This window comes from Halopseudomonas xinjiangensis, from assembly GCF_900104945.1.
GTDB lineage: Bacteria > Pseudomonadota > Gammaproteobacteria > Pseudomonadales > Pseudomonadaceae > Halopseudomonas > Halopseudomonas xinjiangensis.
This window is the reverse complement of sequence record NZ_LT629736.1, coordinates 3,216,005-3,229,543: the sequence shown is the minus strand read 5'-3', so window position 1 is coordinate 3,229,543 and position 13,539 is coordinate 3,216,005. Positions and strand designations below refer to the sequence as shown.

The following is a 13,539-nucleotide window of genomic DNA, read 5'->3' as shown; positions in this document are numbered from 1 at the left end:
ACTGGGACCACAATAAACATAAAGGCGCACTAAAGCGTCAGGGGGAGAGCACGATGCGGAGCTTGACCAATACAGCCCGACTACAGGCGGGCTGGCGCGACTATCTGGAGCTGACCAAGCCCAAAGTCGTTGCGCTGATGATCATCACCTCGGCCATCGGGATGCTGCTGGCTACCGAGGGCGCCGTGCCCTGGACCATTCTGCTCGCCGGTAATCTTGGTATTGCCTTGTGCGCCGGATCGGCCGCCGCTATCAACCACGTGGTGGACCGGCGCATAGACCTGCATATGGCTCGAACCCAGCGGCGACCGCTGGCACAGGGCCGGGTCAATCCGCTCAATGCGGTGTTGTTCGCCATGTTGCTCGGCGTAGCCGGCATGGTCATTCTCCTGCAATGGGTCAATGCCATTACCGCCTGGCTGACGTTGGGATCGCTGCTCGGTTACGCGGTGATCTACACCTCGTTTCTGAAACGTGCCACACCGCAGAACATCGTCATCGGCGGTCTCGCCGGCGCCGCACCACCCCTGCTGGGCTGGACCGCTGTCACCGGCCAGATCGATGCCGAAGGCCTGCTGCTGGTGCTGATCATCTTCGCCTGGACGCCGCCGCATTTCTGGGCGCTGGCGATACACCGCAAGGCGGAGTATGCCAAGGTCGACATTCCGATGCTGCCCGTCACGCACGGCGAGCGCTACACCAAGCTGCACATCCTGCTCTACACACTGATATTGCTGGCGGTGAGTCTGCTGCCCTACGTCATCCAGATGAGCGGTCCGTTGTATCTGGTCGCTGCGTTGGTACTGGGCATTCGTTTCCTCGACTGGGCCTGGGCCTTGTGGCGCGACAGTCGCCCACATGTGGCGATCAAGACGTTCAAGTATTCACTCTGGTACCTGCTGTGGCTCTTCGTTGCGTTGCTGGTTGATCATTACGCCAGTATCGCTGGTTGGCTATGAGCGGCGTACAGAAGACCGTCTGGGTCATCCTCGCGGTCATTGCGCTGATCCTTGGCCTGCTGCTGTTCAAGATGACCCGATCGCCCGCGCTTGACGCGGAGCAGCTATCGCAAGCCGGCATCTTTATGTTCGACACGCCCCGGTCCATTCCGGACGTCCATCTGCAGGCCGCTGGCGGCGGCGAGTGGACCGAGGAACAACTGCGCGGCCAATGGGATTTGCTGTTCTTCGGCTACACCTTCTGTCCGGACGTCTGCCCCACCACGCTGGCCGAGCTGCGTCAGCTGATCGCCGACCTGCCCGAGGAGGCACGCAACCACCAGCTGCACGTCACGCTGATCAGCGTCGACCCGGAGCGCGACACCCCCGAGCGGCTGCGTGAATATCTGGATTATTTCAATCCCGAATTCAGCGGTGCGACGGGAGAGCCCGAGCAACTCGAGAAGCTTGCCGCCGCCCTGTCGGTTGCCTACATCGAGCCGGACACGTCGCAACAGGATTATCTGGTCGACCACAGCGGCCAGGTCATCCTGGTCGACCCGGAAGGCCGCTACGTCGGATTTCTCCGCGCGCCCCTGCAACGCGAGTCGGTTGCCCGATACCTGCCCCAGCTGATAGCGCGCTAGTCGATTTTCGACGGCACTTCGATACGCTTGCCGCGCCGGGCGATGACTCGGCCGGCCTGCCCGACCTGCCGTGCACCCAGCCTGGCGTCACCAACCAGCCCAGCGATCAATTTGCCTTCTGGCAGGCCTGACCAGAAGCGACTGGGCATGTGTCCGCGCATGACTGTCGGATTGACCCGAGCCGGATTGAAGATACAGCTGTAGTAGGTCTGCCAGAGCGCGTCGTCCTCGCTGCACACTGCATCGGCGAGCGCTCGCCATTCCGGCGGACACTCGCGCCGGTACTGCAGCGTTTCACCGTCGAACCACACCGCATCGCGCGATGAAACGATCATCCAGCGCTGCCGTCCGAGGCGACCGATGAAATGCTCGCTGGCCCAGCCGAGCACATCATGCGCGGCCTGGTGCACAGCGATGTAGTCCAGCGAGGGATTTGCCGGGCATGGATGAAAACGCAGAAAAGCGTGCAGATGGTGGGCCTCGCGCCGGACCGCCTTGATCCGCCGCTGCAGTTCGCTGCCATCCGGATCACCAGCGAGCCGCGCCTGGGGTTCGCCATGCGTGGCTCGCCAGAGGACGCGGTAGAGTAGATTCCAGCGACCCGGCATCCGGTGGCAACCGGCCAGCCTGAGATCCTCCAGCAAGTCCGGCGGCACGCGAATCGACGTGTCCTGCGCTGCAGGCATCGGATCAATGTCATCGCCTGTACTGCCGAAGAGCTGCCGTGCCGCGGCGTCCTCCCAGCACACCTGTTCGGGCGGTACATTGGCCAGCAACAGCCCGCGCGCCTGCACACGCCAGCGATCGAAGTCGTCGTCGCAGTCGAGTACCTTCATCCCCAAAGCCCCAACTGCGCTGGTTGGTCGCGAAGGTGTGTGCGCAGCACTGCTGACTCGACCGTGTCCTGCTGGGGCCGGTAGTCTGCGGTGACTACAAATGGCCGCGCCTTGTCCATGATGCAGCGCATGCGCAACAGATCCTGATAACGCACCCGCTTGAGCGCGCGAAGCTCGACGATGCGTTGCGCAGATCGCAGGCCGATTCCCGGGATTCGCGCGATCATGCCGGCATCGGCGCGATTGAGATCGACGGGAAACTGTTCGCGGTTGGCCAATGCCCAGGCCAGCTTGGGGTCGATATCCAGCGCTAGCTCTGAGGTATCGCCCAGCAATTCGCCGGCCTTGAAGCCGTAGCCCCGCAACAAAAAGTCGGCCTGATACAAACGGTGCTCACGCATCAAAGGCGGCGGCTGGAATGGCACCGACGACGGACTGTTGGGAATCGGACTGAAGGCAGAGTAGTACACCCGCTTGAGGCGGTAGTCGCGGTACAGCGACTCGGCCCGGAACAATACGGTGCGATCGTCACTGGCGTCAGCGCCAACGATCATCTGGGTGCTCTGGCCACCAGGCGCAAAGGCCGGCGCGCGGCGATCCTCCCGCGAATCCTGCGAAGCATCGTCGATAGTGCCCATCGCCTGGGTGATGCTGTCGATACGCTTTTCCGGCGCCAGCTTGATGAGGTTGCCCGGATCCGGCAGCTCGATGTTCACACTCAGCCGGTCAGCGTAGCGACCCGCCTCGACGATCAGTGCCGGGTCGGCTTCAGGGATGGTTTTCAGATGAATGTAGCCGCGAAACTCGTGCTCTTCGCGCAACAGCCGGGCGACCCGCACCAGCTGCTCCATGGTGTAGTCGGCCGAGCGGATGATGCCGGAGCTGAGGAACAGCCCGCTGATGTAGTTGCGCTGATAGAAATCGAGGGTCAGCCGAACCACTTCCTCCGGCGTGAAGCGCGCCCGCGGCACGTCACTGGATCGTCGATTGACGCAGTATTGGCAGTCGAACAGGCAGAAGTTGGTCAGCAGGATCTTCAGCAGCGACACGCAGCGCCCGTCGGGCGTGAAGCTGTGACAGATGCCCATGCCGTCGGTCGCGCCGATGCCGCTCTTGCCCTTCGAGCTGCGCTTGGGAGCGCCACTGCTGGCGCAGGAGGCGTCGTACTTGGCGGCGTCAGCGAGCACGGCGAGTTTGTCGACAAGCTGCATGGCAGCATCCGATAGCTGTATGGACATACAGCTTATTGCAGCCGGCCTGCTCCACTCAAGCGAAGGCTGACCGGCGGCGCTTCAGAGTTCCGGCAACGGCAGCAGTTGGCCGTCCAGCACCATGACCAGCCGGCTGCCCTTCGCCTCGGGAACGTTCCAGCCGCCGGTCAACGCTCCGAAGGATGGCAGCACGGTCACACCGGAACGCATCCAGAACACCGGTGCCCGCAATCGATCGCCGGCTGCCGCCAGCGCATAGGCGGGATGAATGTGCCCGGCGATCACATGTCGCCCCTGCACTGCCTCTGGCTCATGGCACAAGCGAAACGGCCCGATGTCCAGATGCGGGTGCCAGTCGATCGGCAGCGTCAGTCCGCGGACGTGCCGATCATGATTACCCACTACTGCTTCCAGGGTGAGATCCGGATGTCGCGCCTGCCAGGCGGCAAAGTGCTTGAAGAACGGCTCGTCGGCAGTGGGCCGATGATGGAACACATCGCCCAGTACGATGAGGCGCTGCGGCTCGAACTGCTCCACCAGACGACTCAAGCGCTGCAGGTCAGCCGCACTCTGCCCGCTGGGCACGGCGATGCCCTGCCTGCGGAAAAAGGCGCCCTTGCCGAAATGCGTGTCTGCGACCAGCAGCGTGGCATGCTCCTGCAGATACAGCGCCCTGTTGGCATGCATGATCACACTCTCGCCGGCGAGTTCGCAGTCCAGCATTTCCTTCATGCGCGCTTCCTGCGCTTGCTGGCGTTGCGCTCCAGCGATTCGAGCATGCGTTGTACGCGCTGACGCCAGTCTTCGGTGCTCAGTCGGCTGCGCTGGCGTTCGACCCAGAGCGGGAAGCCCAGCGGCGAAAATCGCTCAAGCGACATCACCCGTAGTTGCTGCGCAGCGGCGTGCTCGAGCACTTCGCGCAGCCGGCGAATGTCGAGCTGCTCCTCGAGCACTTCGCGGCGCGCCTGATCGAGTAATCGGTGCTGGGGATCGTAGCGCTGCAAGGTGTCGTAAAGCAGCCCGGTGGAAGCCTGAAGCTGCCGGTCGGTCTTGCTGCGCCCCGGATACCCCTGAAACACCAGCCCGCTGATGCGCGCGATATCGCGGAACTGCCTGCGCGCCAGCTCGCTGGCGTTGAGCGCCGCGAGCACGTCGTCGAGCAGTTGCTCCGGCGCCAACAGTGCGCGCCAATCGTTTTCATCAAGCTCGGGAAGCCGGGCGCTGCTGAGCAATTCCAGCCCGTAATCGTTGACCGACAGGGCGAAGGTCGCTGGCACGCGCTGGCCGAGCCGCCAGGCCAACACCGCTGCCAGGCCCTCATGCGCCAGCCGGCCCGCAAACGGATAGACGAACAGATGCTCGCCCTCCCGGGACCGGCAACGCTCGATCAACAGACGGTCCGGAGCGGGCAGGGCGGATTGCAGCTTCTGCAGTTCCAGCACCGGTGCCACGGCACTAACCTCGGTGTCGGTATATAGGCCCGTCTCCACCTCCTGCAAGATCTGTAACACACTGTCGGCCAGCTCACTGGACAACGGCAGACGCCCGCCATACCAGCGTGGAACGTGGCTTCGGCGCGAGGTGGCCGGGCGCACATAGGCGATCAGGTCACGCACGCGGATGAGCTCCAGCGCGCGGCCGGAGAACAGAAACACATCGCCAGGGTTGAGCCGGGCAATGAAGTTCTCCTCGATAGTGCCGAGACTGGCGCCCTTCATGAAACGCACCTGCATCTGCGCATCGCTGGTGATGGTGCCAATCGCCATGCGATGGCGGCGGGCGATGCCAACATCCTCGACCCGATATAGTCCGTCCTCGGTCTGGACGACTCGCTGGAACTGCGGATAGTGTTCAAGCACCGGGCCGCCCCGGGTGATGAACACCAGACACCACTCGAACATTTCTGCGGTCAGATCGGCGAAAGCGTACGTCGACTGTGCCTCCGCGAGCGCCGCCTCGGCGCGAAAACCCGGGCCTGCTGCCAGGCTGACCAGGTGCTGGGCCAGCACATCCAGACACAATCGAAGCGGCCTGCGCGACTCGACACGACCAGCGTTCCAGGCGCGCCGCGCGGCAGCGATTTCAACCAGCTCGAAAGCGTGACTGGGCACGCAAAGAATCTCACTGGCCGCGCCCGGACGATGCCCCGAACGACCGGCGCGCTGCATCAGCCGGGCAATGCCCTTGGGGCTGCCGACCTGCACCACGCGGTCGACGGGAGAAAAATCCACACCGAGATCGAGGCTCGAGGTACAGACCACGCAGCGGAACCGCCCTTCCCGCAGTCCGTCTTCTAGACGCTTGCGCAGCCCGCGGTCGATCGAGCCATGATGCAGGCCGATTTCGGTTATCCAGTCCATGCGGGTTCTGGCGATCGCCTCGAACCACAGCTCGGCCTGCGAACGGGTATTGGTGAACAGCAGCGACGTCTCGGCCTGCTCCAGATACGTCAGCACGCCCTCAAGCTGAGACAATCCCAGATGGCCAGCCCAGGGGAAGCGATCGATGCTCGGCGGGCACAGCCCGCGCACGGTCAACTCCTTGCCCTGCTCGCCGGCAATGCGCTCTCCCGGCGTGGCTCCCTCACCCAGCAACACCGCCAGTGCCTCATCGAGATTGCCTAACGTGGCCGAGAGCCCCCATACCGGCAGGTTGGCACGTCTCGCACGCAACCAGGCCAGGCATAACTGCAGCTGTACGCCGCGCTTGCTGCCGAGTAGCTCGTGCCACTCGTCGACAATGACCGCATCGAGGCCGGCGAACTGTTCCTCGGCGTTGCGGTAAGACAGCAGCACCGAGAGGCTTTCCGGGGTGGTCACCAGCGCCTGCGGTAGTTTGCGCTGCTGACGGGCACGGACGCTGGCGCTGGTGTCGCCGGTGCGGATTTCCACTTTCCAGTCCAGCCCCAGACTATCGACAGCGCCTTGCAGGTGTCCGGCCGTATCACTCGCCAGCGCACGCAAGGGCGTAATCCACAATACACGCAGCCCGGTCTGGACGCGCTCCTGTTCCAGCGCCAGCGAAACCGGCCCGAGCCAGGCGGCGAGGGTCTTGCCAGAACCGGTCGAGGCGTGGATCAGGCCACTGCGACCGGCGCGAAACGCTTGCCAGGCCTGGCGCTGAAAACCGGCCGGCTGCCAACCCAGCCCGGCGAACCACGCCTCAATCTGCTCCAGCCCGTCAGCTGCCGTAGACACGCAGCAACTCCCGAACCTGTTCGATGCTATCGGCCTCGGCCACCGGTTTGTCGTGGCGCCAGCGAAGAATGCGCGGAAAGCGCAGGGCAATGCCGGATTTGTGCCGAGGCGAGGGCTGGATGCCCTCGAAAGCGATTTCCAGCACCTGCTCGGGCTTGACCGAGCGAACCGGGCCGAACTTCTCCACCGTGTTCCGCCTGATCCAGCGATCCAGCTTGCCGATCTCTTCGTCGGTCAGACCCGAATAGGCCTTGGCGATGGGCACGAAGCTGTCGCCATCGGCAACCGCGAGAGTGTAGTCGGTATAGAGATTTGCCCGCCGGCCGTGACCCGGCTGGGCGTATAGCAGCACCGCATCGATCGACAATGGGTCGATCTTCCATTTCCACCAGTCGCCGCGGGGCCGGCCGCTTCGGTAAGGGCTCTGCTTGCGCTTGAGCATCAACCCTTCAACGCGCCGGTCGCGGCTGCTTTCTCGCATTACCACCAGCGCGTCCCAGTCGGCGGCGTCAGCGGCCGGGCTCAGGCGAAGCGCCGGATGATCGACTTCCGCGAGAATGGCCTCGAGCCTCGCGCGGCGCTCTTCGAGTGGCCTGTCACGCCAGTCGACTCCGGCATCTTCGAGCAGATCGTAGGCGAGAAAAACCACCGGTACTTCGTGCAGCAGCTTGTCCCCAACGGTCTTGCGCTGGATGCGTCGCTGCATCTGGGAAAACGGCATGACATCGGTATCCCAGGCGAGCAGCTCGCCGTCGAGCACCACTTCGGGCAGCAGCTTCGCTGCCGCCTCGACCTCAGGAAAGCGTCCGGCCATCGGCTCTTCACCACGTGACCAGAGCCAAATGCCTGCCGGCCGCGCGATCAGCTGGGCGCGGATGCCGTCCCACTTCCATTCGGCCAACCATTCGTGAAGATCACCGAGCGCCTCGGGACCACCTTCAAGGGGCGAAGCGAGAAAGAAAGGGTAAGGCTGGCCGGCGCGCTCCTCGCGCTGCTCGGCGTCGAACAGACGCTCATAGAAGCGCGCCGTCGGCTCGAACTCGCCCATCAGTCGACGTGCGATCAAGGCTCGCGGCCTGCCGCTCAGGGCCGCCAGTGCACGCTCGACCAGCCCGCGCGAGACACCCACCCGCAGGCTACCGGTGAGCAGCTTGTTGTAAAGAAAGCACGCCGGGCGCGGTAGCTCGCGCCAATGCCGGATGACATGGGCCTTGCGCTGATCGTCGTCGAGATCGAGCAGACCGAGGACCGCTTGGTCGATCCATTCGGCAAGCGAGCCGCCAACAGCCTCGCGCTCGCTGTCATCCTCCATCAGCAGGCTGATGGTCTCAGCCAGGTCACCCACATGCTGATAGGTTTCCTCGACCAGCCAGTCGGGTAGCCCGGTGGCCTCGCTCAACCATTCGCGGAGCTTTCGCGGGCCGACCAGTCGCTTCATTCGGCGGCCGGCGAGTATGTAGGTGGCCCAGGCGCCGTCGGCCGGATCGACATCAGTGAAGTAGCGCACCATGGCATCGAGCTTGGCCTGGGTGCGCGTGGTGGCGTCGAGCTCGGCGTAGAGGTTGGCGAAGGCCTGCATCAATCTTCCTCGCCGCCGTACAAGGTGGTCAGCGCTCGGGCGTCGACACCTCGCTCGCACAGATAGTGCACCAGCTCTTCGCTGCGCCCGTGGGTAGTGAGAATGGTACTGGCGCCGCTTTGCTCGATGGTCTGCAGCAACGCAGGCCAGTCAGCATGATCGCTGAGCTCGAAACCATGGTCATAGCCGCGGCGCCGACGATTGCCGCGGATGCGCATCCATCCGGAGGCGAACCCGGTGCTGGCGCCGCGGAAACGGCGCATCCACGGCGAGCCGGCGGCGGAAGGCGGCGCGAGGATCAACTCGCCAGCGAAGTCGTGATCGGCCGGCAATTCGCTCACCGGAGCGGTAGGCACCATGGAAACACCGGCATCGCGGTAGATGTCGGTGATGGCCAGCATGGCGCCGTGCAGGTAGACGGTCCGGTCGGTGTGGGCGGTCAAAGCCGCCAGTACCCGCTGGGCCTTGCCGAGCGCGTAGGTGAACAGTACGCAGGGGCGGTCGCTGTGGCCGGACCACCAGTCCCAGATCTGCTCCGCGACGCGCTCCACCGGGGGCCAGCGGTAGCAGGGCAGAGCAAAGTCGCCTCGGTGATGAGGGTGTCGCAGGGCACCACTTCGAATGGCGCGCAGGTCGGATCGGCGTCTCGCTTGTAGTCGCCGGTCACTACCCAGACGCTGCCATCAGCGTGCTCGACCCTGACCTGCGCCGAGCCGAGCACGTGCCCCGCCGGATGCAAACTGACCCGAGTCCGGCCGAACTCGACCGCTTCGCCGTATTCCAGACCATGGAACGCATGCGCTTCACCGAGCCGGTGTCGGAGAATCGGTAGCCCCGCATGGTGCGAGTAATATTCGCTGTTGCCCGGTCGAGCGTGGTCGGCGTGGGCATGAGTGATAACGGCGCGTGCCACCGGACGCCAGGGATCGATATGAAAATCCCCGGCCGGGCAGTACAAGCCTTCGTCAGTTGGAATGATCAGCGGATCACGCATGCGTCAGTGTAACCATGAAGCCATCCTGTTCGATGCCTGTTCATGGGACAACCGCAGCGCTGGAGTGTTACATCCCTTTGCCCTTCAGGCGCGCCGCGGCAGACTGACTGCCATCACAAACAGCAGGGCTGCGCTGACCACGATCGACGGGCCGGCGGGCGTATCGAGATTCCACGACATACCCAGCCCGCCAAGTACCGCCAGGCAACCCAAGATGCTGGCACCGAGTGCCATCTGTTCCGGCGTATGCGCGTGCCGCTGGGCGGCGGCCGGAGGAATGATCAGCAGTGACGTGATCAGCAGCACGCCGACGACCTTCATGGCCACGGCGATGACGATTGCGATCAGCAGCATCAGCGCCAGGCGAATGGCGGTGACCGGCCGGCCTTCGACCCGGGCCAGCTCCTCGTGCACGGTCACCGAGAGCAGCTGTCGCCAGAGCAGCCCGAGCAACACCACGACCAGCGCCAGACCACCAAGCATCCAGTACAGGTCGTGCTCGCTGACTGCCAGCAGGTCGCCGAACAGATAGGCCATCAGATCGACGCGCACGTTGTCCGTTAACGCCAGCACCACCAGGCCCAGCGACAAGGTGCTGTGCGCAAGGATGCCCAGCAAAGTGTCGCTGGCCAGCCACTGGCGGTTTTGTAGCGCCACCAGAATCACTGCCAGCAGTACGCAGCCGGCGGTGACCGCCAGGGTCAGGTTGATATCCAGCAGCATGCCCAGGGCGATACCCAGCAATGCCGAATGGGACAGCGTATCGCCGAAATAGGCCATGCGGCGCCACACCACGAAAGAACCCAACGGACCGGCGACAAGCGCCAGCCCCAGGCCGGCGGCCAGGGCGTAAATCAGAAAGTCAGGCATGTTTGCAGGAAGGTCCGTGCTTGTGTACCGGCGTCAGTCGCGGCGAGCCGGCTGTATCGCTGTTGTCGATCACCTCGCCATGCAGGTCATGGGCGTGATCGTGATGATGGTTGTAGACCGCCAGGGCGCTGGCCTGCTCGCCGAACAAAGCGACGAAGGCCGGGTCGAGGCTGACCTGCTCGGGATGGCCTGAACAGCAGACGTGACGGTTCAGGCACACCACAGTGTTGGTGGTTGCCATGACCAGATGCAGGTCGTGGGAGACCATCAGCACACCGCAACCGTAACGATCGCGCAGTCGGGTAATCAGCTGGTACAGCTCGATCTGACCGTTGACATCAACGCCCTGCACCGGCTCGTCGAGCACCAACAGATGGGGCTTGCGCAGCAGCGCCCGAGCCAGAAGGATGCGCTGCAATTCACCTCCCGACACCTGCTGCAGCGGCCGTTGCAGAAGGTGCAGTGCGTTGACGTCCTCCAAAGCTTCGCGAACATCGGCACGCCGGCAGCCAGGCGCGAGCAACAGGAAGCGTTCGACGGTCAAGGGCAGGGTGGAATCGATATGCAGCTTCTGCGGCATGTAGCCGATACGCAGGCGAGGCTGGCGCCGGACCCTGCCGGCATCGGCCTGCAGCAGCCCAAGTACGATCCGCACCAGACTGGTCTTGCCCGCACCGTTCGGACCGATCAGCGTGACGATTTCACCCGGTGCCACGCGCAGGCTGATGTCCTCCAGCACGGCCGAGCCGTTACGCGACAGGCTGACGCCGCTCAATTCCAGCAATGGCTCGCTCATGCCGCCGCCTTGCAGCGCGCGCACAGGCCAGTAATTTCGACGGTTTCGGCTTCTACGGCAAAACCCAGACCCGCGGCGCTATCGCTGATCGCCCGGTGGATCAGTGGCTGATCGAGCTCTACCGCTATACGGCAGTTGCGACAGATGAGGAACTGTCCCTCATGGGCCCGCTCCGGATGGGCACAACCGATGAAGGCGTTGAGCGAGGCGATGCGATGCACCAGTCCCTGCTCGAGCAGAAAGTCCAGTGCGCGGTAGACGGTCGGCGGGGCAGCGCGGCGGCCATCCTCGCGTGACAGGGTTTCGAGGATGTCGTACGCGCCGAGGGGCTTGTGGCTCTGCCAGACCAGCTCGAGCACGCGCTTGCGCAACGGGGTCAGGCGCGCGCCACCGCGGGCGCAAACCTCCTCGGCGGTATCCAGCGCTGTGCTGACACAATGAGTGTGATCGTGGGGAACGTGCGGATCAGTAGCGCTCATGCTTCGCCTTGCCCGGGAGGACTGTCGGAATTGAAACGAGCTGTTATCATATAACACTTAACTTCTTCCAGGTACCCACCGATGCTTCGCTGTTTCGCCCTCGTCATAGGATTGACCCTGGCCGTTGCCGCTCGCGCCGACGAGCCGCGTGTGCTGACAACCATCAAACCACTCCAACTGATTGCAGCCGCCGCGCTCGACGGTATCGCCGAGCCGGAACTGCTGCTGCCGGTCGGTGCGTCGCCACACAGCTACGCACTGCGCCCGTCGGAGCGTCGCGCACTGGAGCAGGCGCAGCGCGTGTACTGGGTCGGACCGGAGCTGGAGCTGTTTCTCGAGCACTTGCTGAAGTCGCGCGACACCGACGTGGCGCTGATGCACGCTGCTGGCGTCACGCTGCGACCGCTGGGGAGCGGTCATGCCGACGAGCATGCGGAAGAAGATCATGGACACGACGAGCACGAGCACCAGCAGCACGCTCATGCCGAGGAGCACGGCCATGGACATGATCATGGCGGCACCTATGATGCGCATATCTGGTTGTCTCCCACCAATGCCGTCGCTATCGCCCGCGCCATGGCAGCGGACCTGGCATCCCTGTTCCCCGAGCACAGCGACCGCCTCGGCGCAAACATCACGCGTTTCGAAGAACAGGTCATGCAGCTGGACAGCCGTTTGCAGAAGCGCTTCGAACCGCTGGCAGGCAAACCATACTTCGTCTTCCATGACGGCTACGGCTATCTCGAAGACCACTACGGCTTGCGCGCGCGCGGCATCTTCAGCCTGTCACACGAGGTTCAGCCCGGCGCCCGCCATGTGGCTCAATTGCGTGAACGGCTGCAGGAAGCCGGCCCGAGCTGCGTATTCAGCGAGCCGCAATTCACCCCGCGCCTGATCGAATCACTGACCGCCGGGCTGCCGGTGCGCAGCGCTGCGCTCGATCCGCTCGGCGGCGACGCGCCCGTCACCGCACAGGGCTATGTGGAGTTTCTGACCACGCTGAGTGACGACCTGGCCGGGTGCCTGGAATCGCTCTGATCAGATGAAAGGGGCAAGGCGCACCGACACCTCGCGGTGCGCCTCGAGGATATGCATGAAGTGCTGCGGTTCCTTGACCAGAACGCCTGGTTGGTCCGCATGAGCCTGTACGGCAATCTGCCGGGACAACCAGAACCGCAGCGCCGCAATACGCAGCAGATCCGGCCAGCATTCCGCTTCGCTGGCGGTAAAGGGTCGCTGGGCGGCGTAGGCCGCCAGTAATGCATCGCTGCGCAGCGGATCGAGGCGCAGGTGCTCGCTCATGCACCAATCGTTGACGCAAATTGCCAAGTCATACAGTGTCCAGCCGCTGGCAGCATTGTAGAAGTCGATGATGCCGGTCAGTCGGTGGCCTTCGAACATGACGTTGTCGCGAAACAGATCGGCGTGCAGCACCGCCTTCGGCAGTTGACTCCCGCGTTGCTGTACCCGCCGCAACGCCTCGGCGGCTTCGTCGAGCAATTCGGCTTCGCTCGGCGAAACCTGCCGGCGGCATCGCGTTACCTCGGCAAGCATCCATTCCGGTCCACGATCGCTTTGGCGTTCGAGGCCGCAAGTACTGCTGACCTGGTGCAGCCGAGCGAGCATCGCACCGAGCGCCGCGCAATGCTCGATAGTCGGAACCTGCACATGCCTGCCGGGCAGGCGCGGCTGCAGTAGCGCCGGCCGGTCTTTGAAGCGCTGAATCGTCCGACCCTGGCGGTCGGCTATGGCGTAGGGCACCGGCAGGTCCGCCTGATGCAGGCATTCAAGCAGCGCAACGAAGAAATCGAGCTCATCCACCGGCCCGCGCTCGACCAGCGTCAGCACGAAGGAGCCCCGCTCGCACTCAACGAAGAAGTTGCTGTTCTCGCTGCCGCCTTCGATACCCGCATGGCTGACCAGGCGGCCTACGTCGTAGCCGCCAATGAAAAGCTCCAGCTCGCTGCGCTCAACCGGCGTGAAGACGGACAT

General features: G+C 64.0%; 12 protein-coding genes and 1 pseudogene. 3 read left to right on the top strand and 10 right to left on the bottom strand.

Annotation, left to right across the window (positions count from 1 at the left end; all coding sequences use genetic code 11):
• The first annotated feature begins 53 nt into the window (after positions 1 to 53).
• Together cyoE and BLT85_RS15165 are read left to right on the top strand one after the other, a co-directional pair.
• A complete protein-coding gene (gene cyoE / locus BLT85_RS15170) occupies positions 54 to 959 on the top strand; it encodes a heme o synthase (RefSeq protein ID WP_093396559.1) in 906 nt (301 codons plus the stop codon).
• Complete coding sequence (locus tag BLT85_RS15165; protein WP_093396556.1) at positions 956 to 1,585, top strand: SCO family protein; 630 nt, start codon at positions 956 to 958, stop codon at positions 1,583 to 1,585. The genes cyoE and BLT85_RS15165 overlap by 4 nt, the downstream gene beginning before the upstream one ends.
• On the opposite strand, the gene BLT85_RS15160 is transcribed toward BLT85_RS15165, so the two are convergent.
• From BLT85_RS15160 to BLT85_RS15120, 9 genes and pseudogenes are all read right to left on the bottom strand, one after another.
• Positions 1,582 to 2,421 (bottom strand): TIGR03915 family putative DNA repair protein, encoded by an 840-nt coding sequence (locus BLT85_RS15160; protein WP_093396553.1) that lies wholly within the window; start codon positions 2,419 to 2,421, stop codon positions 1,582 to 1,584. The two genes, BLT85_RS15165 and BLT85_RS15160, sit on opposite strands and share 4 nt — an antisense overlap.
• The gene (locus tag BLT85_RS15155; protein WP_093396550.1) at positions 2,418 to 3,632 is read right to left on the bottom strand and encodes a putative DNA modification/repair radical SAM protein; all 1,215 of its coding nucleotides are present in this window, start codon (positions 3,630 to 3,632) and stop codon (positions 2,418 to 2,420) included. The genes BLT85_RS15160 and BLT85_RS15155 overlap by 4 nt, the downstream gene beginning before the upstream one ends.
• 81 nt (positions 3,633 to 3,713) lie before the next feature.
• Positions 3,714 to 4,364 (bottom strand): ligase-associated DNA damage response endonuclease PdeM, encoded by a 651-nt coding sequence (gene pdeM / locus BLT85_RS15150; RefSeq protein ID WP_093396547.1) that lies wholly within the window; start codon positions 4,362 to 4,364, stop codon positions 3,714 to 3,716.
• Positions 4,361 to 6,829 (bottom strand): ligase-associated DNA damage response DEXH box helicase, encoded by a 2,469-nt coding sequence (locus BLT85_RS15145; RefSeq protein WP_231701494.1) that lies wholly within the window; start codon positions 6,827 to 6,829, stop codon positions 4,361 to 4,363. The genes pdeM and BLT85_RS15145 overlap by 4 nt, the downstream gene beginning before the upstream one ends.
• Entirely contained in the window at positions 6,813 to 8,408 is a 1,596-nt protein-coding gene (locus BLT85_RS15140; RefSeq protein WP_093396544.1) for an ATP-dependent DNA ligase, read from the bottom strand. Before BLT85_RS15140 ends, BLT85_RS15145 begins: the two co-directional genes overlap by 17 nt.
• Positions 8,408 to 9,402 (bottom strand): annotated as a pseudogene (locus tag BLT85_RS15135) (ligase-associated DNA damage response exonuclease). The gene BLT85_RS15140 and the pseudogene BLT85_RS15135 overlap by 1 nt, the downstream one beginning before the upstream one ends.
• Positions 9,403 to 9,486: 84 nt before the next feature.
• Positions 9,487 to 10,272 carry a zinc ABC transporter permease subunit ZnuB gene (gene znuB / locus BLT85_RS15130; RefSeq protein WP_093396541.1) on the bottom strand — a complete coding sequence of 262 codons (786 nt, stop codon included), beginning with the start codon at positions 10,270 to 10,272 and terminating at the stop codon, positions 9,487 to 9,489.
• Positions 10,265 to 11,068 (bottom strand): zinc ABC transporter ATP-binding protein ZnuC, encoded by an 804-nt coding sequence (znuC, locus tag BLT85_RS15125; RefSeq protein ID WP_093396538.1) that lies wholly within the window; start codon positions 11,066 to 11,068, stop codon positions 10,265 to 10,267. The genes znuB and znuC overlap by 8 nt, the downstream gene beginning before the upstream one ends.
• Entirely contained in the window at positions 11,065 to 11,547 is a 483-nt protein-coding gene (locus BLT85_RS15120) for a Fur family transcriptional regulator (RefSeq protein WP_093396535.1), read from the bottom strand. The genes znuC and BLT85_RS15120 overlap by 4 nt, the downstream gene beginning before the upstream one ends.
• A gap of 81 nt (positions 11,548 to 11,628) precedes the next feature.
• On the opposite strand from BLT85_RS15120, the gene znuA reads away from it, so the two are divergent.
• Positions 11,629 to 12,585, top strand: a complete 957-nt coding sequence (znuA, locus tag BLT85_RS15115; protein ID WP_093396532.1) for a zinc ABC transporter substrate-binding protein ZnuA — start codon at positions 11,629 to 11,631, stop codon at positions 12,583 to 12,585.
• On the opposite strand, the gene BLT85_RS15110 is transcribed toward znuA, so the two are convergent.
• Positions 12,586 to 13,539, bottom strand: coding sequence for a homoserine kinase (locus BLT85_RS15110; protein ID WP_093396529.1), 954 nt, complete (start codon positions 13,537 to 13,539; stop codon positions 12,586 to 12,588).